The organism is Streptococcus sp. HMSC077F03 (assembly GCF_001812375.1).
In the GTDB taxonomy this organism is placed as follows: domain Bacteria; phylum Bacillota; class Bacilli; order Lactobacillales; family Streptococcaceae; genus Streptococcus; species Streptococcus oralis_S.
In genome coordinates, this window is sequence record NZ_KV808797.1 from 251,277 (window position 1) to 276,833 (window position 25,557).

Sequence of the window (25,557 nt, forward strand, 5' to 3'; positions counted from 1 at the left end):
AGCCTGCGGCTAGCTTCCTAGTTTGCTTTTTGATTTTCATTGAGTATAAACACAAGAAAACTCAGACTGATTCGTCTGAGTTTTTTTATGATCTTAAGTTTTCTAGATAGCGCTGGGCTGTCTCTAGGTTAAAGGTTTTGTCTGCAATAAGGCGCTCAACGAGGGGAGCTACCTCGGACTCACTAGCACCTGCTAGGAGCGCTAGGGATTTGGCCTGTAATTTCATGTGACCTTGCTGGATTCCCGTACTTACCAAGGCTTTGAGAGCCGCAAAGTTTTGGGCAAGACCGATGGACACGATAATCTGAGCTAATTCCTTGGCTGAAGGATTTCCTAGTAGTTCATGACTGAGGGCTACACGTGGGTTGAGACCGATAGAGCCACCCTTGGTCGCTACCGGCATGGGTAGGGTCATCTGGCCGACCAATTCTTCTGTGTCCCTATCTATACTCCATCGACTGAGACCTTGATAGCGTCCGTCTCGACTGGCAAAGGCATGGGCCCCAGCTTCGATGGCACGCCAGTCATTACCAGTGGCAATCAAAATGGCATCGATACCATTAAAAATCCCTTTATTATGGGTAGTTGCTCGGTAGGGATCAGCCTGCGCAAACTGGCTGGCCAAGGCTATTTTCTCCGCAACTTCTCGTCCCTGGTCCCTTTGGGGACTCAAGTAGCGAAAGGCGATACGACAGCTTGCTGTCACCAGAGCATCGGTCGCGTAGTTGGACAGGATCCCCATAAGGCTCTGTCCCTGACTGAGTTCTTCTAAGACTGGCTTCAAGGCTTCTAGCATGGTGTTGAGCATATTGGCTCCCATGGCTTCCTGAGTATCGACATGGAGATAAACAACGAGAAAGTCTGTTTCACCTTTGATCTGCTCTACATGCAAATCACGCGCCCCACCTCCACGTTTAACGATGGAGGGATAGGCTTGATTGGCAAGTTCCAAGAGCTCCGCTTTCTTGCTGGCAATCTTCTCTTGCGCTTGTTCAGGATCAGCAACTTGATAAAGGGCTACCTGACCAATCATCTGGCGCTCATGTACTTGAGCAGTAAAGCCACCTGCTCGCTTGATGATTTTGCTGGCATAGCTAGCCGCAGCAACCACAGACGGTTCTTCTGTCACATAGGGAACTGTGTAGTCCTGATCGTTCACCAAAATCTCTGGAATGATGGAATAAGGCAGAGAAAAAGTTCCTACCACATTCTCACTCAGCTGGTCTGCAACTGCCAAGCTGATTTGTTCATCCTGCTCAAGACTCGTTTGCTTTTCAGGACTAAGGAGCGCCTGAGCTTTCAGCAACTCCAGGCGCTCATGGTATGTTTTTTTAGAAAATCCATTCCAACTTATCTTCATTATTTTTCAACCTTGCTATAACAGCGTTGGTGGTCGACAATTTCAACCAAGGCATAGTCTTGATATTCATAGCCTGCAAATTGGGCTGAACCAGATTCATCCAACTGCACCTCTTCGAAGAAGACTTTTTCATAGTCTGCAACGGATAGGGCTGTACGTTGCTTGAGTTTGCTCAAGCGCTCCTTATCAAGGTAAGCCTCATAGCCTTCGACCAATTCACCACTAAAGAACTCTGAAACCGCTCCACTTCCGTAACTGTAGAGGGCAATTTTATCTCCAGCCTTCAAAGTCTCTGCATTTTCCAAAAGGGAGAGAAGTCCGAGGAAGAGGGAACCCGTGTAGATATTTCCAATCATCTGACTGTAAAGGATGGACTTATCAAAGTTCTCTTGCAAACTATTCTGTTTTTCTTTAGACAAAGTTTTGTCCATCATCTTGCGCAAGCCTTTTAGGGCCAACTTAGGATAAGGCAAGTGGAAGCAGATAGCCGCAAAGTCATCCATAGTCCAATCATAGCGTTTCTTGTATTCATCCCAAGTCGTTGTCAGGCAATCAAGATACTGTTGGGTCGAGTACATGCCGTTTACATAAGGAGTGCTTGAGTAGTTCGGACGCCAGAAATCCATGATGTCTCGCGTTTGGGCAACGTTATCATTGTTAAAGGCCATGATGCGCGGATTTTGAGTGATTAGCATCGCCACACTTCCAGCACCCTGGGTTGGCTCACCTGGAGTTCCCACACCATACTTGGCAATATCACTGGCAATGACCAAAACCTTAGACTCTGGAGAATTTTCTACATGCAATTTAGCATAATGAAGGGCAGCTGTCGCTCCATAGCAGGCTTCTTTAATTTCAAAGCTACGAGCGAAAGGCTGAATACCTAACAAGCCATGAACAAAGACTGCCGCTGCCTTACTCTGGTCAATCCCTGACTCGGTCGCCACGATGACCATATCGATTTCTTCTTTTTCTTTCTCTGTTAAAATAGAGTTGCTTGCACTAGCTGCCAAGGTAACAATGTCCTCAGTCAGTGGCGCAATACTAATTTCATTTAACAAGAGTCCCTTGCTAAATTTTTCGGGGTCAACTCCCCTCGCTTCTGCTAAGTCTTGTAATTTCAAGACATATTGACTGGTCGCAAAACCAATCTTATCAATACCGATTGTCATATTTACCTCTGTTTTTTCATTCATTGTAAAAAATCGTTTCATTCTATTTTATCACAAATAGGAACAAAAGAGAGAAAAAAGACTTGATTCAACAAATCAAGTCTTTGCTTTGATTGCATTAGGAAGAGATTCCTCGTTGTTTTCGGATATAGTAATAAAGCTTTAGAATTACCGTTCCACTTGCCATTCCAATGGAAATAACAAGGGCTAACATAACCACCAAAGTCGCGCTGGCAATAGCATGGCTGTAATCGCCTGTCACAAAGAAAGCTGTCGTTCGATAGGATAAATAACCCGGCACCAAGGGGGCAAGAATGGCCAAGACAAAGACCACCGCTGGTGTCTTATAGACAATACTTAAAATCTGACTGATGCAAGAGCCAATTACTGCTGCGATAAAGGTCGCGACAATAACATTGGTTGGTTCTTTGAGCACGAGATAGAGGAGCCAAACGCCCATTCCCAAAATACCACCAGGTAGGAGCATGGAGCGTTGAACATTCAGTACGATTAGAAAGGTGATAATGGCGAGTAAACTCGCCACTGCTTGGAGCAAAATACTTGTTAGAGTCATCTTATGTCATCAAAACCAGGGCGACAGAGGTGCCAGCCCCTAAAGCGAGGGTAATGAGCAAAGATTCAAACATCTTGCTCATACCAGAGTTGATATGGTTGGTCATGATATCCCGTACCGCATTTGTCAGAGCAATCCCTGGAACAAAGGGCATGACCGCTCCTGCTATGATCAAGTCTGCCGTCGAAGGAAATCCTGTATAGCGGGCCCAGAACTGGGCGATCAATCCGAAGACAAATGCACCCGCAAAGGCCGTTACAAAAGGAATGCGGACAAACTTCTCTACGTAGAGAGAGAAGGCAAAACCAAATAAGGTCGCAATAGCCGCACCAAAAGCGTCATAGACATTGCCTCCAAACATAATCGAGAAGAAAGGGGCACTGAGGGTCGCTGCTACGGTCACTTGGAACTTGGTATAAGGAAGGGCTTGATTGCCGATTTCTTTCAGCTTTTTAAAGGCTGTCGAAAGATCAATCTGCCCTCCAACAAGCTCCCGTGATACTTGGTTGACATCACAGACTTTTTCAATGTTATAAGAGGATGAGGTTACCCGTTTCATCCGAGAAATATTGGTGTTTTCGATAGAAAAGAAAATAGCAGCGGGCATGGCAAGAACATTGCAATCCATTATTCCCTGCGAATGGGCAATACGGATCATAGTATCCTCAACCCGATGAATCTCTGAGCCACTTTTCAGGAGAATGGTTCCTGCTAGCATAATCACATCAATGACGGCATTCAACTCTCTCGATTCGTCCATTTTCTCCTCCTTTTTTCTACTCCCTATATTTTATCACAAAATCTTGTGAAAAAAAATCTTTGTCATGAAATCATGACAAAGATTCGTTTAATCTCGAGAACTTTCGTGGTTTCTTTCACCGTTTGGTTGATTCGTTGGAGGATTGTTGCCTTGTTGGTTACCTTGTTGATTTCCTTGCTGGTTCCCCTGGGTTGGACTTGTAGGAGAACCCTGGTTCCCACGTTGGGCAGGATTAGAGGATGAAGTTGATGGTGGTGTTTTTGGTTTGTAGATGGAAAGTTTGATACGCGTACTTGCAAGATCAACCAGTTCTCCTGCTCTTGGCGTTTGACTTACAACAGTTCCTTCTGCCGTTCCTTCAGGAGCATTCGATACTTCTACAACCTCAATATTTGCTTCCTTCACACCGACAATCTGAGTCAAGTTATTCTTTGTAAACTCGAGACTTGAACCGATGTAGTTCGGCATGCTGACACTAGTCACCTTCTTAGCCACTGTTAAGGTAATCGTAGTGGCTTTTGAGAGATCATAGGTCGAACCCGAAGCAGGGGTCTGTCTGAGGACGGTGCCAGGTTCGCTTTCGCTGGATTCTTCCTCTTCCATCTTGATTAGATTTTCAGGAACCTTCTTCTCCTTGAGTTCAGCTACGACATCCGTATACTTGCGTCCGACATAATTGCTCAATTGGAAGGATTGCTTACCAGAAGAAACAATCAAATTGACCTTGGTTCCTTCTTTTCGGCCACTACCAGCTTCTGGATCCGTTCGAATAACACGTCCTTCTGCTACTGTATCGCTGGCTTCTGACTTTTCTTCACCGGCTTCAAACTTGGATTTTTTAAGAGCTTCCTTAGCCTCTGCAACGGTTTGTCCAGCTACGTTAGGAATAGCAATCGTTGCTGGTGTTCTTGACAAAATCCAGACCAAAGAGGCTGCAACCAATAGAAGACTAGCCAAAAGAATCATATAGCGAGCCTTAAACTTCCGTTTCTTGGCTGGCTTTGGCGCTGGAGCCGGCTCTGCCACTGGTTGAGTTGGTTTCTTTGGCTGAGGGCGTTCTTCTTGCACCGGAGCTTTAGGAATCGATGTCAGTGTACTTTGTGGGACTTTAGGTAAAGTCTTAGTGTCTGCCTTACTCGCATCGTCAAAGACCAGCTTCGGTTCATTGCGACGATTATAAGACAAGCTAGTTGACAAGTCCACATACATTTCCGAAACAGACTGATAACGATCTGACAGCTTCTTAGCAGTTGCCTTGATGACAACATTTTCTAAAGCCTGAGGAACAGATGGATTTTCAGCTATGACGGACGGAAGTGGTTTCTGGAAATGCTGGAGGGCAATCGTAACCGCGCTATCCCCATCATAAGGGATATGTCCCGTCAGCATTTCATAGAAGATAATCCCCATTGCATAGATATCACTCTGGAAGGTCGCTTTAGAACCACGCGCTTGTTCAGGTGACAAATAATGAACGGAGCCTAACATTGAGTTGGTCTGGGTCAGACTGGTCTCCGCAAAGGCTACGGCAATCCCAAAGTCCGTGACCTTAGCTGTGCCGTCTGGTGTCAAGAGGATATTTTGAGGTTTCAAATCCCGGTGAACGATTCCTCGAGTATGGGCTAAGCGCATTGCCAAGAGGATTTGCCCCATAATCCGAACCGCTTCTTCATTTGAAAGAGGATAGTGTTCTTTAATATAACGCTTGAGGTCAAGGCCTGCTACGTATTCCATAGCCAGGTACTGTTGACCATCTTCCTCACCAATATCTGTTATCCGAACGATATGAGGATGGTCCAGATCCGCCATGGCCCTCGCTTCCCGCTGGAAACGTGCCACAGCAATCGGGTCCGTCTGGTAGTTGGTCCTCAGGACCTTCACTGCCACTTCTTCCCCGTCTAGGATCAAATCCTTGGCCAAGTAAACATCTGCCATGCCTCCTCGACCAATCTGCTTGACAATCCGATACCGCCCGGCAAAAATCTTGCCGATTTGGATCATTCTGCTGCCTCCTCGTTCATGTAAACAAGGGCAACCGTAATGTTGTCTAAACCTCCTGCATTGTTAGCGAAGCGAATGAGGGTTGCCGCCTTGTCTGCTAGAGAAATATCACTGGTTACGATATCATAAATCTCACTTGCCGAAATCATATTGGTCAAACCATCACTATTGAGCAAGAGATAGTCTCCTGACTCCAGTGTAATCATCCCAAAATCTGGCTGGATTTCATCTTTTTGTCCGATAGACTGGGTGATGATATTCTTTTGAGGGTGAGTTTCTGCTTCTTCTGGAGTCAATTGACCAGCCTTGAGCAATTCGTTGACCAAGGAATGGTCACTCGTCAACTGGTGGTATTCTTCTCCACGAATCAAACCGATACGAGAATCTCCAATGTGAGCATAGATGGCTTGGTTGTCAATAAACGCAACAGCTTCTAGCGTTGTTCCCATGCCTCTGTAGGCTTCGTCCTGACCTAGTTGATGAATTTTTTGATTTTCAATCTCCAGGTAGTGGGAAAACCACTCACGAACTTCATTGACTGAGTCGATTTGGGTATCTACCCAATCTACACCGAGGTCTGTGACCGCCATCTCACTAGCGATATTTCCTGCACGGTGTCCTCCCATCCCGTCAGCCAAGATGATCATAGTGCGTCCTGCTCGGTTGACAAAGTGATTGACATAGTCCTGATTATTTGTCCGTTTCTGACCAACATCTGTTAATAATGCTATTTCCATTGTGTCAGTTCCTTCCTATTCTGATATCTTGCGAAATTGGCTGATAAAGAATCCATCACTTCCATACAATTCTGGAGTAATCAGGATGCAGCCATCTTTCAGGATATCTTTACATTCGTGTTCTAGTTTAACCTGCTCGAACTCGGGATGACTTTCTAAAAACGCCTCAACGACTTGAAAGTTCTCCTCAGAGACAATAGTACAGGTACTATAAGTTATTATACCACCTTTTCGTAGCGTTTGACAAACACTACCTAATATTTCCAGCTGAATTTCCTGTAAGGATGTGAAATCTGCTGTTTCTTTATTGTATTTGATGTCTGGTTTGCGGCGTAAAAGTCCAATCCCAGAACAGGGAGCATCTACCAAAATCTTATCAAAAGAGTCCCGACCGAAAAACTCATGTACCTTTCTGGCGTCCAATTTTTGTGTTTGCACTCGATCTGCCACACCTAAACGCTCCGCATTTTCTTGGATCAAGTCCAACTTATGATCATAAAGATCCAAAGCCGTCACCTTACCGGATGTGAGGTAAGAAGCCATATGGGCTGTCTTTCCACCTGGAGCGGCACAGGCATCCAGGACCTGTTCATCACCTTGTAGATCAAGAGTCGGAGCAACCAGTTGACTGGACTCGTCTTGGATGGTTATAGCCCCTTCTGCGAACAAATCATGACCTGCAAAGTGGCCTTGCTCCTTGACCAGACCAGTGGCTGCCAAAGGGGAATCAGTCGCCTCTAACACGGCTTTGATTTCCTCTTTTCGGCTCAAATCGACTACACGAATACTGGCTTTGTTGCGCACCAAGAGACTTTCAAAGATGGCTTGTGCTCGCTCTTCCCCGTATTCTTCCTTGAGTTTAGACACGAGCCAAACTGGGAGAGAATAGGCAATGGAATCACGCTTATTTTTTCGTTTGATGCTGTCAATATCTGGCCAGCCTTCTCGCAAGATACGACGAAGTACGGCGTTGACCAATTTTTCACTGCCTTTTTTACGGGCTTTGGCTAGCTCTACCGCTTCATTGACTACAGCGTGATTAGGAATCTTAGCCAGGTACCGAAGTTGGTAGGCGCTCAGAAGTAGCAGGATATAGAGCCAGTTGTCTAGCTTGTCTCTGTCTTGGATAAAGTGGGACAGATACCATTCCAGAGTCAGTTTTCGGGCTACCGTACCGTAGACAATCTCTGTCACCAAACCCTTATCTGCTACTGAGAGTTGACTCACCTTGAGGTGTTTGTTTAAAGCAATATTCGAATATGCTTGGTTGACTAAAACATCCTCTAGCACTGCTAGAGCTAGACTTCTAGCCGTTTCTACTTTAGTCACCAAATCGTTCTCCTACAGTCAATGTCCGTCCCACTCCGTTGAGGAAGGAAGCAATGTCCATCTTAGGCTTACCTGCTGGCTGCACTTGCTTGAGAGATAGAGCTCCTTCAGCCGTTGCGACAATCAATTCCTTTTTGCCAATAGAGAGGATCTCACCTGGATTTCCCTGACCTTCTACTGGCAGGGCTTCAAAAATCTTAAAGCGATCACCCTTGAGAAAAGTGTGGGCAACAGGCCATGGATTCATGCCGCGGATTTGGTTGAAGAGTTGGCGATTGGTTTTAGTCCAATCGAGTTTCTCTTCTTCTGGCTTAATATTTGGCGAGAAAGTGACCTGGCTTGGGTCCTGAGGCACAGGTTTGATCTCCCCAGCAATATAGCCAGGAAGGGTGTCCAAAAGCAAGTCACGACCAACGATTGCCAATTTTTCAAACAAGGTGCCGACATTGTCCTCATCTGTGATAGGAATACTGCGACGGGAAATCATATCCCCTGCATCCATTTCCTTAACCATCTCCATAATGGTCACGCCGGCTTCCTCATCCCCTTGAATCAAGGCGTAATGAATGGGGGCGCCACCGCGGTGTTTTGGAAGAAGGGAAGCGTGAACGTTGACCGCAAAATCCATACTATCAAGGAGTTTACTTGGGAGAAACTGCCCAAACGCAGCAGTGATAATCCCATCTGCTCCTAGCTTCATAATAGCTTCCATCTCTGGGCTTCCAGATAATTTTTCAGGTTGGTAGATAGGAAGGCCTGCTTCTTTGGCAGCCTGCTTGACTGGGGTTTCTTGGATCACTTTTTTACGGCCGACAGCGCGATCTGGCTGGGTTACAACAGCTAGAATCTCGTAACGATCATCTGATAACAACCCCTTCAAAACTGTTGCTGAAAAGTCAGGTGTCCCCATAAAGATTAGTTTTGTCATTTCTTCTCCTTCTTATAAAAATTGCTGTGGCTCATGGTCAATGCTGAGACGGAGCTCGCTATTTTCCCGTTCTTGAGTCAAGGCCAAAACTCGGTTGAGAGTCGGTCCCAGCTCATCTTCTAAACGGTATTTAATTAAAATCTGGTAATGATAAAGGTTGTGAGTACGGGCGATGGGTTTTGGCGTTGGTCCAAGGATTTTACTAGTTTCCGATAAACCTGAGCGCAAAATTCCCATAACTTCATAGGCACGTTTGACAACCTCTTCTTCTTTCTTGTGAGAGAGGGTAATCCCAATGGTGAAATAATAAGGTGGGTAGCCGAGTTGACGCCTAATACTCATTTCATAGGCGTAAAAACCTTCATAGTCCTGTTCCTTGGCAAAACAAATGGCATAGTGCTCAGGATTGTAAGACTGAATCAAAACCTGCCCAGCTTTTTCCGCACGACCTGCACGACCAGCCACCTGAGTTAAGAGTTGGAAGGTTCTCTCAGAAGAACGGAAATCAGGCAAGTTTAGGGCCGTATCTGCATTGAGCACTCCGACTAGGGTCACATTTGGAAAATCCAAGCCCTTGGCAATCATCTGAGTTCCCAGCAAGATATCTGCTTCCCCTTGACCAAACTGGTCCAGAAGAGCTTGGTGACTGCCTTTCTTGCGGGTCGTATCCACATCCATCCGCAGAATGCGAGCCTGAGGAAAGAGCTCTGCTAGCTCATCGTAGGCTTTCTGAGTCCCCGTCCCGTAGTAACGAATACTGCGACTCTGACAGTTGGGACAGACATGAGGAATTCCTTTGGAAAAGCCACAGTAATGGCAGTTCATAGTCTTGGTATCCATGTGGAGAGTCAGAGAAATATCACAGTTGGGACAGCTATCTACCGTTCCACACTCCCGACACATAACAAAGCTAGAATAACCCCGACGGTTGAGCATGAGGACTACCTGCTCTTTTTTATCCAAACGGTCTTGGATAGCTTCTAGCAAAGGGGGCGTAAAGTTTGATGTATCATTTTGTCCGATATAGTCCCGAAAGTCAATCACTTGAACCTCAGGAATCGTAGCTAAAGGATTGGCCCGTTGGGTCAGACGTAAATGTTGATAGACACCTTTTCCAGCACGCGCACGGCTCTCTAAGCTCGGTGTCGCCGAACCAAGGACCAGGGCTGCTTGATTATACTGGGCCCTTAGAATGGCGACCTCTCTAGCATGATAACGGGGATTGCTATCTTGTTTGTAGCTGGCTTCATGCTCTTCGTCGATAATAATGACACCTAGATTTTTCAAAGGAGCAAAGATAGCTGATCGAGCGCCAACAACAACTTGGGCATCGCCGCGTTCAACCTTGCGCCATTCATCGTACTTTTCACCATTGGACAGGCCTGAGTGAAGAATGGCCACTTTCTCGCCGAAACGAGCAATAAAACGCTCCGTCATCTGTGGCGTCAGAGAAATCTCAGGTACCAGTAAAATAGCTGTCTTCCCCTTGTCCAAGGCTCCTTGGATGATCTGTAAGTAAACCTCCGTTTTCCCACTTCCTGTAATCCCTTGAAGGAGGAATGGAGGCTGTTGACTACCAATAGCACTGACAACGGCATCACGCGCCTGTCTTTGTTCCCGATTCAATTCCAAAGCTTGGCTGGCCTCAATGCCTTCGAAATAAGCGGCTGAGCGTTGCACTTCCTTTTGGACTATGGTTAGAGCTCCTTGCTCCACAAAGAAGTTGACTTGCTCCCGCGAGTAGGAATCTAACAAACTAGCCAGAGGAGCGCTTTCAGGATGAGACAGCAAATAGTCTCTCAGCTCTGCCTTTTTCTTAGCACGCGCAGAAATCTCAATCTGCTCTAGTCGAGTAGCATCAAGCTCATACCAAGACTGGGTCTTGACCTTTTTCTGATCGACTGCCTGGTATTCTAAGCGGAGTAGACCTTTTCTGGTCAAGCGCATCATTTCTGCCTGTTTGGCAAGGTCTAGAGAAGAAAAGGCTAGCGAATCTTCTGAACCAAACAATCGCTCTTTGTCTTGCCGACTCAGACCTTCCAGAGGATAGAGAATCTTATCATAACTGGAGTTTAGAAATCCCGGCAACATGGCTTTTAGAATGGAGATTTTGTAAGAAAAGACGGACTTGCGTAACTCCTCAGCCAGCCAGAGTTGCTCCTGAGTCAAGACAGGAGAAAAATCTAGCACTTCTGCAATCTCCTTCAAGTCCTGATCAGCCACTTCTTCATCCAACTGGGACTCCAGGCCTAGCACAATCCCTTGAATCAAACGATTGCCCTTACCGAAGGGGACATGGACCCGCATACCGACTTCCAGCATCTCTACAAATTCCTCTGGAACCTTATAACTATAGGGCTGGTCGGTCTGCATCAGGGGAACATCCACAATAATCTTTGCGATTGCCATCTTCTCACCTCCTTCTTGTCAGTAAATTCTTGCAATAGAAAAAATAAGATTGAGTCCCCCCAACCTTAAATTTTTTCACCATCTTCTTTTTCTTTAGCGATCTGCTCTTTGATTTTCTTTTCTTCTTCTTCTTTGCGGCGTTTTTCTTCTTCGATACGGAGACGAACCGCTTCACGTTTTCCTTCTGGATCTGGGTGAATGGTTACATTTCCAGACTCGATTTCTTCCAAAGCGCGAAGAGTTGATTTTTCAGACTTAAACTCTTGAGTTGCTGGCGCGCCTGCTTCTAGTTCGTGGGCACGTTTTGCTTCCAAGATTACGAGTGAATATTTTGATGGTACCTTGTCTAGCAAGGTATCAATAGAGGGTTTTAACATCATTTGCTTGTACCTGTTTCCTATAGTTTATCGAGTAGTTGGAGATTTTGGCAACATCTCCTGGTAGTGACCAATGACACGGTCCACACGGAAGTGTTCTGCTTCGATTACACGCTTGACACGCTCAGCAGCGAGGGGCACCTGATCGTTGACAATGGCGTAATCATACTCACGCATGAGGGCAATTTCTTCCTTGGCTTTTTCAATTCGTTGGGCAATCACTTCAGCGCTATCTGTTCCACGACCTACCAAACGATCTTGCAATTCATCCAAATCTGGTGGTGTTAGAAAGATAAAGACAGCATCTGGAACCTTTTTCTTAACCTGAAGGGCTCCTTGGACTTCAATCTCAAGAAAGACATCGATTCCCTTGTCCAGAGTTTCATTGACATAGGTCAGAGGAGTTCCATAGTAGTTACCGACATATTCTGCATATTCTAACATCTGACCTTGACGGATTAGCTCTTCAAACTCTTCACGAGTACGGAAGAAATAGTCCACTCCGTCCACTTCACCAGGACGTTGCGCGCGCGTCGTCATCGATACAGAGTATTGAAATTGATTCTCAGAACTCTCAAAAATCTCTCTTCTAACCGTTCCTTTCCCAACTCCTGAAGGACCAGAAAAAACGATTAGCAAGCCTCGGTCTGCCATTATGTCTCCTTTAGTTAGTCTGTGAAATAAAGTGAAATTTCTCTCGGATACTGATGATTGCGTCAGTTATCCTTCTACAGTCTTTCTATCTAGTGTAACAAAAAAGCAGTAATATTTCAACTGCTCTTTCTTATTTATTTAGCATAATCTACTGCACGAAGTTCGCGGATCACGGTTACCTTGATATTTCCTGGGTAATCGAGATTGTTTTCAATTTTCTCACGAACTTTGTGAGCCAAGATTGTGACTTTGTCGTCCTTGATTTGTCCTGGATTAACCATGATACGGATTTCACGTCCTGCTTGAAGGGCAAAGCTATTTTGCACTCCTTCAAAGCCATTGGCGATTTCTTCCAAATCATGGAGACGCTTGATGTAGCTTTCAAGAGACTCGCTACGAGCACCTGGACGCGCTGCACTCAAGGCATCTGCTGCAGCAACAATCACTGCAATAACACTTTCGGCTTCGACATCGCCGTGGTGGCTAGCAATCGTATTCACCACAACTGGATGTTCCTTGTACTTACGAGCCAACTCTGTACCAATCTCAACATGGCTACCTTCAACCTCACGGTCAATAGCTTTCCCGATGTCGTGAAGGAATCCAGCACGACGGGCAAGAGCTGCATTTTCACCAAGTTCACTGGCGATGATACCAGATAACTTAGCAACTTCAATCGAATGACGCAAGACATTTTGTCCATAAGAAGTACGGAACTGCAAGCGTCCCATGATCTTCATCAAGTCTGGATGAAGGTTTGGCGCACCAATCTCATAGGCAGCAGCCTCACCATATTCACGGATTTTATTGTCAATCTCCTGACGGTTTTTCTCCACCAACTCCTCGATACGAGCTGGGTGGATACGGCCATCCTTGAGCAACATTTCCATGGTCATACGAGCAATCTCACGACGAATCGGATCAAATCCTGACAAGGTTACCACTTCTGGCGTATCGTCGATGATGACATCGACCCCTGTCAAACTTTCAAAGGTACGAATATTGCGTCCTTCACGACCGATAATGCGTCCCTTCATGGTATCGTCTGGTAGGTGAACTGTCGAGTTTGTTGACTCCGCTACATAGTCACCAGCGATACGCTGCATAGCCTGAACCAAGATATCTTTCGCAATCTTGTCTGAACGTTCCTTGACTTCTTGCTCAGCCCCACGAATGCGGCTAGCAATTTCCTTGGTCAAGTTTTCCTCTGTTTGAGCCAAGATAATATCTCGAGCCTCAGTTTGGGAAAGGGAGCTGATACGTTCAAGTTCAGCTTCTTTTTGTCTTTCGACTTCCTCTAATTGCTCTTCACGTGCATCAAGGTTTTTTGCTCTATCAGAAATACTTTGTTCTTTTTGTTCAAGTGTTTTTTCTTTGTTCGTCAAATTGTCGTCTTTGCGGTCAAGACTCGTTGCACGTTCCGTCAAACGACTTTCAATTTGCTTGAGTTCCTGACGTTCTGACTTAAATTCAGCGTCCACTTCTTCACGGTATTTTCTGGCTTCCTCTTTGGCCTCCAATAGTGCTTCTTTTTTAAGAGACTTGCTTTCACTCTTAGCTTCATTTAGTAATAAATCCGCTTCGCGCTCAGCTTGTCCTCGTAAATTAGTTGCTTCTTGTTCAGCATTTAAAAGCATCAACTCCGCAGCCTCTTGAGATGATTTCATCTTAGCTGAGATGCTGACATATCCAATGACTAAACCAATGATGACGGCAAAAACAGCAATCGCAAGTGTCATGATTTCCATGTTTTTACCTCATTAAATTTGTTTATTGAATGACATACATTCCTTAATATTCTATCATAAAAAACCGATTTTCACAAACCCAAAATGGAATATGAACTATTGAATTTTAGACAATGAGTCATCTATTTCAAAGTTCTCTTGTATTAATTTGTTTAATGGAATATTATTAATTGTAATTTGTCGATTTAACTTCGTAGGTAGACAATTATTTATAAAGTACTGATATTCTTCATTATATTGCAATTCAGTTATATCATCTATATAATAATTATTTTCTTCATTTTCTTCTAAAATATCATAATACATATAAACGAGAACCTCTTCAACTGCACTCGGACTGTAATTTGGAATTATTAAATATGTTGAATTACTGGAAATACCAAAATTTCTAAAATTTATATCTCTTTTCCCTTCCCTCCATAAACACGATAGTAATTTACCGAAATATGATAATTTTTTTGCAGCAAATTGAAAAGATTTATCACTATCAACATAATCATTTTTGGGAGTTAACTCCGTTCCTTCCCGAAACATAAAAAATTCAAAATAAAGAAATGAATCTGATAAAAACGGAGTCTCCTCAAAATATTTAAAGAGTGATTTTATGGTACTCTCTTCTCTTCCCCGTCCATTCATACAATCAATAACATATTCCCTTATCGCTTCTGGATCACTTAAATATGATAAATCTTCTATGTCTTTCTGAAACGCTCTTAAACTTTGTTGTTCTACTTTTGAATCCTTATTTTTAATTTGTATAGCTCTTTCATCTCTATCTGAGTAATAAATTTTATAGATTAATGCTAATATTTCCCCAAGATTACTATCCTTCAACCTACTCTTTTTCAAAATGTTATCTATGACTTCTTCTGTAGATACCATTCGATTATGATTCAGCTTAAATTTATTATCAATGAGATTTTTCTTTGTTGATTCTATTTCCTCACTATTTAAAATGACAATAATTTTAAATCTTTTATTCTCAGAAAGATAGTCAATATAACCCAATAAATCATTGTAATCTGAAGGGTTATCTGAAGAATTATCTGATTTCCCTGTATATGAAACCCGTTCAAAATCGTCAAAAATAATGATAGAATCTCGCTTCATCAAATCCGTTCCAACTGTTTTAAAGAACCATTTAAAAACTCCTCCAACAAGTGGAATAAAGTCCAAATTTCCGAGTATGGATTGTTTTTCTATTTCATTGATCAATATTTTCTCGGCTTGCTCTCTTGTTTTTATCCCAAAGCAGGAAATATAGTAGATTTCTTTCTTTTTATAAATTTGATTTTCAAAAAACGTCTTTATAAAAAATGTTTTCCCACTCCCCCAAGAACCATCCAACCAGAAGACATTATGAATAGAGTCTGGACTATTTAAAAATTCCACCAGATGAGTTTGATAAGGATAGTCATCCAAGTCATATTCCGGAAATAGCTCTGGGTCCAGTTTCTTATAACTAACTTTTTTAAAAATTATGTCTAAAAACCAGAATAGTATTGTTGGTATAGTCAGTGCTAACAATATTATTACACGATTCACATACAAAATTGAAATAATATCTTTTAAAAAATTATAATTAGATACAAATTTATAAATAGGTAAAGTAAAGCGTTTAAATTGTTCAATCTCAAGTGCAAGATATAGTACCCATATACTGGCTATAAATATTTTGTACCACTCAACAATTCTAACATTACTACTCCATGATGGCCTTTTCAATAAATATTTCAATGGTTTGAAATTCAGAAAAAAATTAAGAATCCTCGTCATTATATTTTTCATATATACCCCTTTTAATCTATATTATCATGATTATACCACAAAATAAGAGCTATAAAGCGGATTCAAGGGACAAGAATCTAATTATTATACTAATAATTTTTCACTGATTTTCTAACTTAGGAAATCTATCATTTTCCAAAAAACTTTATCTTCAATTTACTAGCTAAAATTTCTAAAATAAAAAAGCCTACCTTTCAGTAGACTTAGTAATGATCTTTGAAGGACAAGAAAGCGATGCTATCCCCATCCATCATATAAATCAAGCGATTTTCTGCATCAATGCGCCGCGACCAAGCTCCTTGATAATCATACTTGAGCGGTTCTGGTTTCCCCATTCCTACAAAAGGATCGCGTTGAATATCCTTGATTAATTTATTGATTCTTTTTAATGTTTTCTTATCTTGGTTTTGCCAATAGCAATAATCCGCCCAGGCATCTTCTGTAAACTTGAGCAGCATTTCTCACTCCTCAATCACATGCACCTGAGTGCTTCCAGCACGAACTTGAGCCATTCCTCGCAAGACCTTGTCAGAAAGTTCCTTATTTTGAGCGATTCTCAGGGTTTCCTGAATACTATCCCACTCGCTCTTTGAAAGGACTACAATATCCTCATCTGGATTTTTATTGACCACCGTTAAAGGCTCAAATTCATCGTTTACCTTCTTCATGTAGTCTTTTAAATGATTTCGGAATGTTGAATAAAGAACTGCTTCCATAACCATACCTCGTTTTACCTCTTTTCCACTATTATACACGAAAAGAAAGAAATTGTCAGGAACCTGTACAAGATTTTTCTTTTCTATCTATTTATTCGAAAATCTTCTAAAAAAGCCTACCTTTCAGTAGACTTAGTTTGATTCTATTCTAATCGGCACTCTGCCAAAATTCTGTTCTGCTATACTTGGGTGTCCTAGTTGGTAAATCTGGTCTGCCTTTTGAGTCATAACATCCCAAGGTTCTTTGCCAATTCGGCTGACTAGATGGATCTGCCCTTTCAGAGACTTGAGGTGTTGTCTGCCTTTTTCAGTAAAGCCAAGGACATGGATGGCTTCTGGCAAGTCGCTTTCTCTGGCCTGCACCAAAATATAGGTCAAGAGGCGTCTGACACGCGCCTTGGTATAACGCTTTGTCGCAACCGCCTCAACCAATTCTTCAACAGACTGGGCCATCTTGATGGCATCCTTGATACGCACTGCCATTTCTTGATTGACCTGATAGATGGTGGTTAGGTCTGGATTTGACAAGATTTGATAGCGGAGCAAGGTAAAATAGTCATCCCAACTCACCTTATTAGCATTTTCAAAGAGGGCAACAGAAGGCATAAAGCGTTCTAAGAAATCTTGGTCTGATTGATGCTGACGGAGAGCTGTTGCCGAGGCAAAGTCCACTTCCTTGTCCACAGAATGATAACCAGCCCCCTGACGCTGAATCGGATGGAGTTTGATTCTACGTCCCGCAACCCCCTTGGCATAGGCCAAAGCTAGAACATGATTGGGTGTATTGCCTGAAAAATCAAGACCTGCAAATTCCTTCCACATGGCTTGGGTTTTCTGAGGATAGGAAAGGGAATCAGGCAGATTTTCCACAAATTTCTCCATCTCAGTGCCTTGCTCCGTGTATAGGTCAGCAATTTTCTGATAATCCAGAACTTCCTCCGTCCCAAAAGCGAGGCTATCAATGCCCAAGCGAGCCAAGATATCCACAGCTCCTTGGCCAAAGAAATCTGCCGCCTGAACACTGACTAAAAAGGGCAATTCCACTACCAGATCTGCTCCATTTTCCAGCGCCATCTGAGCCCGTGTCCACTTGTCTACGATAGCAGGTTCTCCACGCTGCATGAAATTCCCAGACATGGCAACGATTTTCAGTCCCTCCGCCTGCTCAAGCAAGTATTTGTGCCCATTATGAAAAGGATTGAACTCTGCGATAATACCTGTGATGGTCATGATGTTCTCCTACTTCTGCGCGACAAAAAACCAACGGGTGCTGGTTTCTGTTGGCTCCTTGTCCTCAAAGTCCGCATAGAGTTTGAAAGACTTGAAACCAGCCTGCTCCAGCAAAATATCATAGGTCAAAACTTCATAGGTCCGCTCCTCATGCACTTCATCGTGACGACTAAAGGAACCGTCAGCCTCCTTGATAAAGAAAGTCAACTCATGCACGATGGAGTGAGGAGCTTCGTCCTCATAGGTGTCCCAAAGCATGGCAAAATCTTCCGCATTTTCATGGTAGGAATAGCCTGGAAAAACTTCATCTGTCTGGTAGGTTGAATGCACATCAAAGATAAAGACACCATCTTCGCTGAGGGCATTATACACTTCCTTAAAAACGTCTCCTACTTCCACCTCATCCTGCATGTAGCAGATAGAGTCCGAATAACATGTGACAAAGTCGTATTGACCTGCCTTGGACAAATCCAGCATATTGCCTTCAATAAAATCAATCTTTTGCTTGGCTGAAGTCGCTCTCTTTTCCGCAATCTTCAACATATCCGCGCTCAAGTCAAGTCCAGTCACATCAAAACCAGCCTGAGAAAAGCGGACAGACTGGATACCTGTCCCACAAGCCAGCTCCAAGAGTTTCTTTCTCTCCTTGGTCTTAGGCAAATGACGTAGAGAAAAATCCGTCCATTTATCGTATAAACTATCATCCATCACAGCATCGTAAACAGCCGCAAAGGTTTCATAAGTAGCCATATTCATGATACCAAGTCCGCCCGTAATCGGAATGAAAATTAGGAGCTTGACGATGGATCCGAGCTCCAAGGAAGGCTATCTATTTTCCGACGATTACAGGACGGGTTCAAATCCTTTCTAAGATACAAAGAGCGTTAAAAGCAAGGAGAAAATAGGAAACTTTCTGCTGTATCATCAGATACAAAGGAAGTTACTCTTTTTCTCGCAGCCTTTAGCTCGTGTTCAGTTTCGAGATGAACAAAACACGACGCCCTTTACCTTTCTATCCATTTTTTCTAAACTAAGCAAATAAAACCCAGTTGAGTGCAACTGAGTTCATCTACTAGGCCAAGGCTTCTGAAATATCTACAGACTCTGCCTCATGCCATAGTTTTTCTAGGTTATAGTGGGCACGCATTTCTTCTGAAAAGATATGCACAACGACACCGCCGAGGTCCAATAAAACCCAGCCTCCAGCTGCATCGCCTTCGACATGGCTGCCTTTAACACCAGCTTGAGCTACTTTTTCACGGATATTATCTGCGATAGCATCCAACTGACGACTATTCATCGAGCTCGTGATGACAAAGTAGTCCGTCACGCTGGTCAAATCTTGTACATCAAGTGCGAGAATATCCTCCGCACGTTTCTCATCAGCCGCTTTCACGACTAGTTCTAGTAATTCTTTTTCGTTCATTTAGTCCTCTTTCAAATAGTGCACAAAGGCGTTATAGGTTTCAAGGGTTTGGGGATAGATGGGGAATCCCTGATGAGCTAAATGCTCAACGGTACGAGCTGTTTCGTAGGCCACTGCCTTATTGAGCGATAGCTCAGCAATTTCACGCGCCACATCCACACCTGGAAAGGCGCGGTTGTGCTCGATATAGTCTGCAACGTAGATAACCTTGTCCAGGTCTGTCATCTGACCAGCACCGACTGTATGGATTTCAATAGCTCGCAGGATTTCAGAATCATGCAAATCCAAATCTTCCTGAATCTTGTAGATGCCAACCATCCCATGCCAGACATTATTTCCCCAGTTTTTAAGGTCAGGGTTTAGCTGATAACGATCAATCAAGTCTAGAAATTCCTGATCTGACAACTTTTTAGCATAGTCATGGAGAAGACCTGCTAGTCCTGCTTTCTCGGTATCGACTCCGAATCGTTTCGCAAGCTCTATGGCTGCACGCTCCACCCCCAAACAATGGGTTAAACGTTTTTCAGGCAGAAGCTCTGCCATTTTTTTCAACAAAGCCTCACGGGAGCAGTTGATATAGTCTTGGTATGCCATCAGTAAAGCCCCTCCTTCTCGATGTAGTCTAGCACTGGCTGAGGTAGGAGAAAGTTAGGTTTCCGACCTTGGGCAATGAAGTCACGCACCATGCTGGACGAGATGTCCATGAGAGGCACATCCACCCAGATAACTGGATAGGAAGTCCCTGCCTTGTAGCGCGGGCGCTGAACTCCAACAAACTGAACCATGTCGACCAGCTCATCAATTCGGTACCATTTAGGCAGATAGTCCACCATATCAGCCCCGATAATGAAGTAATAATCCGTATCTGGATGTTGCTCTGTCAAAATCTTCATAGTGTCGTAGGTGTAAGAAATGCCCTTGCGCTCCAGCTCAATAGTTTCAATGGCTAAGCCTTCAATCCCCTCAATCGCCAACTCAAGCATCTTGAGACGGTGGTGTTCAGGAATGGTTTCCTTTTTATCTACATGAGGTGGTTGGTATTCGGGCATAAGCAGAACCTGGTCCAGTCCTAACTGTTGTCGTACTTGGTCCGCCACAACAAGATGGGCATTGTGAACTGGGTTAAAATTTCCCCCTAAAATCCCGACTTGTTTGCGTTTTTTCTCCTTGATTTCTGGCTCCAACTCTACCTTGGTAAAGGGAGTCAATAATTCGATTGCCATAGGCTCGTCTTCCTTTAATTCTCTGTAAAAACAGTTGTTTGGAGTAGGTTTTAGATTTCTTTGACTTTTTTAGAAATCTTGCGATTTTCTTTCTTGCTGGATTGTTTAAACAAAATCAAGATGCGTCCGATTTTTTGGACTGTATCCACACCAATTTCTTCTTCCAATATTTCAGCTACTTCATGGATGTTTTCATCTGTGTTTTGTAAGAGAGTAACCTTGATCAATTCACGCGCGTCAAGAGCTTGACGGACGCTGGTTTTGATTTGGTCGTTGAGACCATTTTTCCCGATTTGGATGATGGGTTTGAGGGTGTGTGCCTGGCTGTTGAGGAAGGCACGTTGTTTTGATGTTAATGACATATTCTTTCTTCCTTTTTTGATAGTTATTTTAGGTGGTGAGGGACGGTCGGAACTAATTTTCCAAAGATATCATCTTTGAAAAATGGATTTCCTGACCTCACAATTGAGCCTAGGTCTCAATTGTGCCCCTTGCCAATCTATCGATTGGCAATCACACCACGGCAATAACTATCGCTATATGAGCTCACTTTGTTCGCTCAGTGATTTTATTTTAAATAATGGCTTTTCGTGTGACGACGGCGACGCCTTCTGGTGCCCAGACGTCGACTTTGGCGGTGCCTGTTACGCGGATCCAGCCTAGTCCTGAGATGACCAGGTCTGTCTTGTCCTTAATGGTAAATACATGCCGGACTAGTTTTGGAAAATCTTCTTTTTCCTTGCTATTTGGTGGTGTCAAAAGGGTTCCGAGGTGCTTGTCATAAAAGGCACTAGCGCCTTCTAGCTTGGTACGGTGGAGTTTGAGTTCATTATCAAAGAAAGCTGTAAATCCTTGCTTTTCTCCTGATATGAAGTCAAAGCGTCCAAGACCACCTAAAAACAGGGTTTGTTCAGGGTTAAGTTGATAGGTTTTGGGCTTGATTTCCTTTTTAGGGCTGACATACTTGAGGTTTTTAGCCGTCAAGTAGTGGGCCATCTGGTGGCGGTGGATAATCCCTGGTGTATCGTAGATATAAGCTCCGTCGTCAAGTGGGATTTCAATCTTGTCCAAGGTTGTCCCCGGAAAACGCGAAGTCGTGATGACATTCTGGTCACCCGTGATTTCTTGGATAATGGCGTTGATAAGGGTTGACTTTCCAACGTTGGTCACACCAACTACGTAGACATCACGGCCCTTGCGGTAGTGTTCAATCTTGTCAATGACTTCTTTGATGGCATGCTTATTCTGAGCCGAAGTCAAAACGACATCTACTGGACGAAGTCCTTCTTCGTGGGCACGTTCCATGAGCCACTGGCTAATCTTGCCCGGCTTAACTGACTTGGGCAGGATATCTTTTTTATTTCCCACCAAGAGGACATCATTGCCCGATACAAAGCGTGGCAAGCCTGGGATAACTGATCCATTGAAGTCAAAGATGTCAATGACATTGACTACCAAGGCATCACTGTCTCCCACCTCGTGCAAGAGTTTGAGGAAATCATCGTCCGTCAACTGGACATCTGTAATTTCATTGTAATGGCGGAGACGGAAACAGCGTTGACAATAAACTTCTCCAGTCTCCAAACCTTTTTCAAGTGCCGACTGGGGAGTGAAACCAAGACCAGCCTTGTCTGTCGTCTGAATGGTTGCTCCACAACCAATACAGAGAATTTCTTCCATAGTTAAATTCCTTTTTTATATGTAATCGGTCCATACTTTTCAGTAATTTTACGCATGACACGGCGCTCGCGAGCTCGGTTAATCTGCGTTTTGATGGAGTCGTGTTGGACCAAGGGTTTGACTAAGATCGAGCAAATACCTGCACGATGCGCTGCTCGTATATCCGTCATGAGCTGGTCGCCGACCATGACCACTTCATGTTTCTCATAGTGGAATTCCTTCATGGCACGGTCAATCCCAAATGTGAAAGGCTTCAATGCCCAATAAACGTAATCAATCCCAAACTTCTCAACTGCACGTTGAACCCGTTTTTTGGTATTATTTGAGACTACGATGATGCGAATGCCCGCGTCCCGAAGGTCATGTAGCCATTGCTTCATCTCTGGCGTCCCATCAGGGTTGTTCCAAGCAATGAGAGTATTATCCAGATCGACCAAAACAGCCTTGATTCCCTGCGCTTGCAGGCTTGGGACTGTCAGATCATAAACTGCTTCCACAGCAAAATCTGGCATATAATTTTCAATCGCCATTCTGGCTCCTTTTCTTTTTAATTTCTAGCAATATTCTTTAAATATTGGGCTAAGACTACCCATAAAATGAGACTAGCTATCAAAATATAAATCCAAGCATTTGGTTCATCTGCAAACGGTAAAGGAACATTCATTCCGAAGAATCCTGTAATAACCGCAAGGATAGCTAGCAAGACTGAGATAATGGTCAAAGTTGTCAAATTATCATTTAGATTATTATTTAGGATGTTGTTGTAAGAGGCTGAGAGTTGTTGCAAAACTTGAGAAATCAAGTCTGTCATCGAAACCAACTGATGTGCTTCAATCATGGCATCGTCAAACTGCTCTCTTTCTACCTCATTAAAATTGCGATAAAGAGCATGCCCTTGGATGTGTTCCAAGAGGAGACGATTTTGTTTGGCAGCTGCTGTCAGGTAAACCATACCAGTTTCCAAGTCAGAGAGGGCAAAAAGATTTTTTTTAGTTGTTTTTTGACGAAGAAGTGCACTGATTTCATCCTTACTTTTATCCATCTCTTCAATCACTGGATAGTAAGCATTGCTAATAATCTCTAAACTGGCAAAAAGAAATTTATAGATTGAAACAACTTCATGGCTTTCAAGGTAGGTTGCCATACGTTTAATCACATAACTATTCTTGTGATTGCTAATTGTAATCAGCCGTTGTTTTTCAACGATAAAGGTCATCGGAATCGCTTCATAATATTCTTTATCTTTTTCTAAATCAAGAACATTATAAATGAAGGTTACCGTTCCCGTTTCACGGTGATAGTCCATGTGGGCACGCTCATTTCTATCCAGAGCATACTCGATAGTTTCCTTGTCCAATCCATAGACATCCGAAAGGTCTTCCATGTTTTTGATCTTGTCTACATCAAGATCTATCCATGTACAATCGTGACCTAATTTTTTCTCTACAAATAGCATACTCTCTCCTTTACCAAACTCCTTCTATTGTACCATAAATCTGCTAAAATAGCCGGCCTATTCAGTACGAGATAGATTGCTGACGACGGTGATATTGCGATTGGGAACAAAGTGAAGGGCTTGATCATCACCTCGCAGTTGCGTTGTACGGATCCCTACGCTAACGACCTTTCCAGAAACGGTAATCGGTCCATTTGTGAGAACGACTTCATCACCCACATCAAGCTGGCGTTCAAAAAGAATGAAGAAGCCATTGATGACATCAGATAGAAAGCCTTGCGCCCCCATACCAATGGCCACCCCAGCAATCCCCGCACCAGCAAGGAGGCTAGAAACTGGCAGTCCTAAAATAGACAGGATACAGTAGAGCAAGAAGAAATAAAGAATGTAGTTAAAGACATTCTCCAGCAAACGCGAGATGGTCTTTTGCCTTCCTGCATCTCGATTTGAAAATTTAAGTGAGGGCTTGACAATCTTTCGTACAGTCGCATGAAGCATCTTTTTAGCTATATAAAATAGTAAAAACAAAATCAAAAGAGAAATCACCTTGGTCAAGAGATTCTCTAATATGGTTGTTAAATCAAGTTTATCAAAATAGCGTTGAAAAAAATCTTGCATATAAAACTCCTTTTTCCTATTATACCATAAAATCGCCCTTCTCTTTTCTTTCATAATTATTCAATTATCGGCCCTATTTTCAAAATATCACTTGCCTCTATAGCATATTTATACTATAATTATAAACAATACATTTGAAGGAGACTGCTATGAAACGAATCATTAGAGCCTGGACCAAGGCAAGCCTCATCAAACGAATCCTTATTGGAATGATTTCGGGAGCTACATTAGGGATGCTCTTTCCAAACCTTACAGGAATTGGCCTGCTTGGAGACCTCTTTGTAGGCGGACTGAAAGCTATCGCTCCTATTTTGGTTTTTGCCCTTGTTGCCAACGCCCTTTCCCAACACCAAAAGGGACAAAACACCAATATGAAAACTGTTATTTTCTTATACTTGCTCGGAACCTTTGCTGCTGCATTGGTAGCCGTTCTAGCTAGTTTCTTACTGCCTGTGCAAATCACCCTGACCAGTGCAAATACAGAAGTTGCTGCTCCTGATGGTATCGGTCAAGTCCTCAGCAACCTCTTGCTCAAACTGGTGGACAATCCCTTGAATGCCATTGTTGAAGCCAACTATATCGGGATTCTCTCTTGGGCAGTCGTCTTTGGCTTGGCTATGAGAGAGGCAAGTAAACACAGTAAAGAATTACTGAAAACCATGGCGGATGTCACCTCTAAAATCGTGGAATGGATTATCAATCTAGCACCCTTTGGGATTTTAGGTTTGATGTTTAAGACCATCTCTGACAAGGGCATTGCCAGTCTGGCTAACTACGGTGTCCTCCTAGGACTCTTGATTGCTACCATGGCCTTTGTTGCTCTCATCATCAACCCGCTCATCGCCTTTCTCTTTATGAGGAAAAATCCCTATCCCCTTGTTTTGAAATGCCTACGTGTCAGTGGTATTACAGCCTTTTTCACTCGTAGCTCTGCCGCCAATATCCCTGTCAATATGAAACTCTGTCAAGACCTGGGACTGAATCCTGACACCTACTCTGTCTCCATCCCACTTGGTTCGACCATCAACATGGCTGGCGCTGCCGTTACCATAAATGTCCTGACCCTGGCTGCCGTCAATACACTCGGAATCTCGGTAGACTTTGGGACAGCATTTGTGCTCAGTGTAGTGGCTGCCATTTCTGCCTGCGGGGCCTCTGGGATCGCTGGAGGATCCCTTCTCCTCATTCCTGTCGCTTGTAGCCTCTTTGGGATTTCCAACGACTTGGCTATGCAGGTTGTCGGAGTCGGATTTGTGATCGGAGTTGTTCAAGACTCCTGCGAAACAGCCCTGAACTCTTCAACAGATGTTCTCTTTACAGCGGTTGCCGAGTATGCTACAAACTGAAAAATTCGTCCCTAGTCTCTGATTC

26 protein-coding genes are annotated in these 25,557 nt (G+C 43.5%); 1 reads left to right on the top strand and 25 read right to left on the bottom strand.

What is annotated here, in order from left to right; genetic code table 11:
- Positions 1–85 precede the first annotated feature (85 nt).
- The 25 genes from HMPREF2853_RS08410 to HMPREF2853_RS08530 form a co-directional block, all read right to left on the bottom strand.
- Entirely contained in the window at positions 86–1,360 is a 1,275-nt protein-coding gene (locus tag HMPREF2853_RS08410) for a hydroxymethylglutaryl-CoA reductase, degradative (RefSeq protein WP_070535784.1), read from the bottom strand.
- Positions 1,360–2,532 (bottom strand): hydroxymethylglutaryl-CoA synthase, encoded by a 1,173-nt coding sequence (locus tag HMPREF2853_RS08415; RefSeq protein WP_070535956.1) that lies wholly within the window; start codon positions 2,530–2,532, stop codon positions 1,360–1,362. Before HMPREF2853_RS08415 ends, HMPREF2853_RS08410 begins: the two co-directional genes overlap by 1 nt.
- A gap of 118 nt (positions 2,533–2,650) precedes the next feature.
- Positions 2,651–3,106 carry a threonine/serine exporter family protein gene (locus tag HMPREF2853_RS08420; RefSeq protein WP_044021233.1) on the bottom strand — a complete coding sequence of 152 codons (456 nt, stop codon included), beginning with the start codon at positions 3,104–3,106 and terminating at the stop codon, positions 2,651–2,653.
- A 1-nt stretch (position 3,107) separates the two neighbouring features.
- Positions 3,108–3,866, bottom strand: coding sequence for a threonine/serine exporter family protein (locus tag HMPREF2853_RS08425; RefSeq protein ID WP_000344542.1), 759 nt, complete (start codon positions 3,864–3,866; stop codon positions 3,108–3,110).
- Between the two features lie 87 nt (positions 3,867–3,953).
- Positions 3,954–5,867 carry a Stk1 family PASTA domain-containing Ser/Thr kinase gene (gene pknB, locus HMPREF2853_RS08430; RefSeq protein ID WP_000614526.1) on the bottom strand — a complete coding sequence of 638 codons (1,914 nt, stop codon included), beginning with the start codon at positions 5,865–5,867 and terminating at the stop codon, positions 3,954–3,956.
- The gene (locus tag HMPREF2853_RS08435; protein WP_070535787.1) at positions 5,864–6,604 is read right to left on the bottom strand and encodes a Stp1/IreP family PP2C-type Ser/Thr phosphatase; all 741 of its coding nucleotides are present in this window, start codon (positions 6,602–6,604) and stop codon (positions 5,864–5,866) included. The genes pknB and HMPREF2853_RS08435 overlap by 4 nt, the downstream gene beginning before the upstream one ends.
- A 15-nt stretch (positions 6,605–6,619) precedes the next feature.
- The gene (gene rsmB / locus HMPREF2853_RS08440; RefSeq protein ID WP_070535959.1) at positions 6,620–7,933 is read right to left on the bottom strand and encodes a 16S rRNA (cytosine(967)-C(5))-methyltransferase RsmB; all 1,314 of its coding nucleotides are present in this window, start codon (positions 7,931–7,933) and stop codon (positions 6,620–6,622) included.
- A complete protein-coding gene (gene fmt / locus HMPREF2853_RS08445) occupies positions 7,926–8,861 on the bottom strand; it encodes a methionyl-tRNA formyltransferase (RefSeq protein WP_070535790.1) in 936 nt (311 codons plus the stop codon). Before fmt ends, rsmB begins: the two co-directional genes overlap by 8 nt.
- Before the next feature lie 12 nt (positions 8,862–8,873).
- Positions 8,874–11,270 carry a primosomal protein N' gene (locus tag HMPREF2853_RS08450; protein ID WP_070535793.1) on the bottom strand — a complete coding sequence of 799 codons (2,397 nt, stop codon included), beginning with the start codon at positions 11,268–11,270 and terminating at the stop codon, positions 8,874–8,876.
- 65 nt (positions 11,271–11,335) lie between these two features.
- The gene (gene rpoZ, locus HMPREF2853_RS08455; RefSeq protein ID WP_002874282.1) at positions 11,336–11,650 is read right to left on the bottom strand and encodes a DNA-directed RNA polymerase subunit omega; all 315 of its coding nucleotides are present in this window, start codon (positions 11,648–11,650) and stop codon (positions 11,336–11,338) included.
- 24 nt (positions 11,651–11,674) lie between these two features.
- Positions 11,675–12,301 carry a guanylate kinase gene (gmk, locus tag HMPREF2853_RS08460; RefSeq protein ID WP_000775041.1) on the bottom strand — a complete coding sequence of 209 codons (627 nt, stop codon included), beginning with the start codon at positions 12,299–12,301 and terminating at the stop codon, positions 11,675–11,677.
- A gap of 134 nt (positions 12,302–12,435) precedes the next feature.
- A complete protein-coding gene (locus HMPREF2853_RS08465) occupies positions 12,436–14,049 on the bottom strand; it encodes a ribonuclease Y (RefSeq protein WP_070535795.1) in 1,614 nt (537 codons plus the stop codon).
- Between the two features lie 96 nt (positions 14,050–14,145).
- Positions 14,146–15,837: a P-loop NTPase fold protein gene (locus HMPREF2853_RS08470; protein ID WP_070535798.1), complete on the bottom strand. Its 1,692-nt coding sequence runs from the start codon at positions 15,835–15,837 to the stop codon at positions 14,146–14,148.
- Positions 15,838–16,040: 203 nt separating this feature from the next.
- Entirely contained in the window at positions 16,041–16,295 is a 255-nt protein-coding gene (locus tag HMPREF2853_RS08475) for a Txe/YoeB family addiction module toxin (protein ID WP_070535801.1), read from the bottom strand.
- Between the two features lie 3 nt (positions 16,296–16,298).
- Entirely contained in the window at positions 16,299–16,553 is a 255-nt protein-coding gene (locus tag HMPREF2853_RS08480; protein ID WP_000388572.1) for a type II toxin-antitoxin system Phd/YefM family antitoxin, read from the bottom strand.
- Positions 16,554–16,685: 132 nt separating this feature from the next.
- A complete protein-coding gene (locus HMPREF2853_RS08485) occupies positions 16,686–17,783 on the bottom strand; it encodes a nucleotidyltransferase (protein ID WP_049479123.1) in 1,098 nt (365 codons plus the stop codon).
- Positions 17,784–17,792: 9 nt separating this feature from the next.
- Entirely contained in the window at positions 17,793–18,533 is a 741-nt protein-coding gene (locus HMPREF2853_RS08490) for a class I SAM-dependent DNA methyltransferase (RefSeq protein ID WP_070535962.1), read from the bottom strand.
- 322 nt (positions 18,534–18,855) lie between these two features.
- Positions 18,856–19,209, bottom strand: coding sequence for a ribosome silencing factor (gene rsfS / locus HMPREF2853_RS08495; RefSeq protein WP_070535804.1), 354 nt, complete (start codon positions 19,207–19,209; stop codon positions 18,856–18,858).
- A complete protein-coding gene (gene yqeK / locus HMPREF2853_RS08500) occupies positions 19,210–19,803 on the bottom strand; it encodes a bis(5'-nucleosyl)-tetraphosphatase (symmetrical) YqeK (protein WP_070535807.1) in 594 nt (197 codons plus the stop codon).
- On the bottom strand, positions 19,803–20,432 hold the full coding sequence (locus HMPREF2853_RS08505; protein ID WP_000963713.1) for a nicotinate-nucleotide adenylyltransferase: 630 nt from the start codon (positions 20,430–20,432) through the stop codon (positions 19,803–19,805). The genes yqeK and HMPREF2853_RS08505 overlap by 1 nt, the downstream gene beginning before the upstream one ends.
- A gap of 50 nt (positions 20,433–20,482) precedes the next feature.
- Positions 20,483–20,794 carry a ribosome assembly RNA-binding protein YhbY gene (yhbY, locus tag HMPREF2853_RS08510; RefSeq protein WP_000060169.1) on the bottom strand — a complete coding sequence of 104 codons (312 nt, stop codon included), beginning with the start codon at positions 20,792–20,794 and terminating at the stop codon, positions 20,483–20,485.
- A 211-nt stretch (positions 20,795–21,005) separates the two neighbouring features.
- On the bottom strand, positions 21,006–22,112 hold the full coding sequence (gene yqeH / locus HMPREF2853_RS08515) for a ribosome biogenesis GTPase YqeH (protein WP_070535810.1): 1,107 nt from the start codon (positions 22,110–22,112) through the stop codon (positions 21,006–21,008).
- A 2-nt stretch (positions 22,113–22,114) separates the two neighbouring features.
- Complete coding sequence (locus tag HMPREF2853_RS08520; RefSeq protein ID WP_070535813.1) at positions 22,115–22,642, bottom strand: YqeG family HAD IIIA-type phosphatase; 528 nt, start codon at positions 22,640–22,642, stop codon at positions 22,115–22,117.
- A gap of 17 nt (positions 22,643–22,659) precedes the next feature.
- Positions 22,660–23,568, bottom strand: coding sequence for a magnesium transporter CorA family protein (locus tag HMPREF2853_RS08525; RefSeq protein WP_000899715.1), 909 nt, complete (start codon positions 23,566–23,568; stop codon positions 22,660–22,662).
- 57 nt (positions 23,569–23,625) lie between these two features.
- Entirely contained in the window at positions 23,626–24,186 is a 561-nt protein-coding gene (locus tag HMPREF2853_RS08530; protein ID WP_001150569.1) for a mechanosensitive ion channel family protein, read from the bottom strand.
- A gap of 149 nt (positions 24,187–24,335) precedes the next feature.
- Between HMPREF2853_RS08530 and sstT the strand changes: the two genes are divergently transcribed.
- Positions 24,336–25,532 (top strand): serine/threonine transporter SstT, encoded by a 1,197-nt coding sequence (gene sstT / locus HMPREF2853_RS08535; RefSeq protein ID WP_070535816.1) that lies wholly within the window; start codon positions 24,336–24,338, stop codon positions 25,530–25,532.
- Positions 25,533–25,557 lie beyond the last annotated feature (25 nt).

Bases quoted from the DNA above. Each gene is read 5' to 3' on its own strand.
- HMPREF2853_RS08415 (WP_070535956.1), bottom strand. From the start codon at position 2,532: ATGACAATCGGTATTGATAAGATTGGTTTTGCGACCAGTCAATATGTC.
- yqeH (WP_070535810.1), bottom strand. From the start codon at position 22,112: ATGGAAGAAATTCTCTGTATTGGTTGTGGAGCAACCATTCAGACGACA.
- HMPREF2853_RS08520 (WP_070535813.1), bottom strand. From the start codon at position 22,642: ATGGCGATTGAAAATTATATGCCAGATTTTGCTGTGGAAGCAGTTTAT.
- rsfS (WP_070535804.1), bottom strand. From the start codon at position 19,209: ATGAACGAAAAAGAATTACTAGAACTAGTCGTGAAAGCGGCTGATGAG.
- HMPREF2853_RS08470 (WP_070535798.1), bottom strand. From the start codon at position 15,837: ATGAAAAATATAATGACGAGGATTCTTAATTTTTTTCTGAATTTCAAA.
- HMPREF2853_RS08435 (WP_070535787.1), bottom strand. From the start codon at position 6,604: ATGGAAATAGCATTATTAACAGATGTTGGTCAGAAACGGACAAATAAT.
- HMPREF2853_RS08475 (WP_070535801.1), bottom strand. From the start codon at position 16,295: ATGCTGCTCAAGTTTACAGAAGATGCCTGGGCGGATTATTGCTATTGG.
- HMPREF2853_RS08525 (WP_000899715.1), bottom strand. From the start codon at position 23,568: ATGCTATTTGTAGAGAAAAAATTAGGTCACGATTGTACATGGATAGAT.
- yhbY (WP_000060169.1), bottom strand. From the start codon at position 20,794: ATGTCATTAACATCAAAACAACGTGCCTTCCTCAACAGCCAGGCACAC.
- pknB (WP_000614526.1), bottom strand. From the start codon at position 5,867: ATGATCCAAATCGGCAAGATTTTTGCCGGGCGGTATCGGATTGTCAAG.
- HMPREF2853_RS08505 (WP_000963713.1), bottom strand. From the start codon at position 20,432: ATGGCAATCGAATTATTGACTCCCTTTACCAAGGTAGAGTTGGAGCCA.
- rpoZ (WP_002874282.1), bottom strand. From the start codon at position 11,650: ATGATGTTAAAACCCTCTATTGATACCTTGCTAGACAAGGTACCATCA.
- HMPREF2853_RS08490 (WP_070535962.1), bottom strand. From the start codon at position 18,533: ATGGCTACTTATGAAACCTTTGCGGCTGTTTACGATGCTGTGATGGAT.
- HMPREF2853_RS08485 (WP_049479123.1), bottom strand. From the start codon at position 17,783: ATGACCATCACAGGTATTATCGCAGAGTTCAATCCTTTTCATAATGGG.
- HMPREF2853_RS08425 (WP_000344542.1), bottom strand. From the start codon at position 3,866: ATGGACGAATCGAGAGAGTTGAATGCCGTCATTGATGTGATTATGCTA.
- gmk (WP_000775041.1), bottom strand. From the start codon at position 12,301: ATGGCAGACCGAGGCTTGCTAATCGTTTTTTCTGGTCCTTCAGGAGTT.
- sstT (WP_070535816.1), top strand. From the start codon at position 24,336: ATGAAACGAATCATTAGAGCCTGGACCAAGGCAAGCCTCATCAAACGA.
- HMPREF2853_RS08410 (WP_070535784.1), bottom strand. From the start codon at position 1,360: ATGAAGATAAGTTGGAATGGATTTTCTAAAAAAACATACCATGAGCGC.
- HMPREF2853_RS08480 (WP_000388572.1), bottom strand. From the start codon at position 16,553: ATGGAAGCAGTTCTTTATTCAACATTCCGAAATCATTTAAAAGACTAC.
- HMPREF2853_RS08530 (WP_001150569.1), bottom strand. From the start codon at position 24,186: ATGCAAGATTTTTTTCAACGCTATTTTGATAAACTTGATTTAACAACC.
- HMPREF2853_RS08420 (WP_044021233.1), bottom strand. From the start codon at position 3,106: ATGACTCTAACAAGTATTTTGCTCCAAGCAGTGGCGAGTTTACTCGCC.
- HMPREF2853_RS08465 (WP_070535795.1), bottom strand. From the start codon at position 14,049: ATGGAAATCATGACACTTGCGATTGCTGTTTTTGCCGTCATCATTGGT.
- fmt (WP_070535790.1), bottom strand. From the start codon at position 8,861: ATGACAAAACTAATCTTTATGGGGACACCTGACTTTTCAGCAACAGTT.
- HMPREF2853_RS08450 (WP_070535793.1), bottom strand. From the start codon at position 11,270: ATGGCAATCGCAAAGATTATTGTGGATGTTCCCCTGATGCAGACCGAC.
- yqeK (WP_070535807.1), bottom strand. From the start codon at position 19,803: ATGGCATACCAAGACTATATCAACTGCTCCCGTGAGGCTTTGTTGAAA.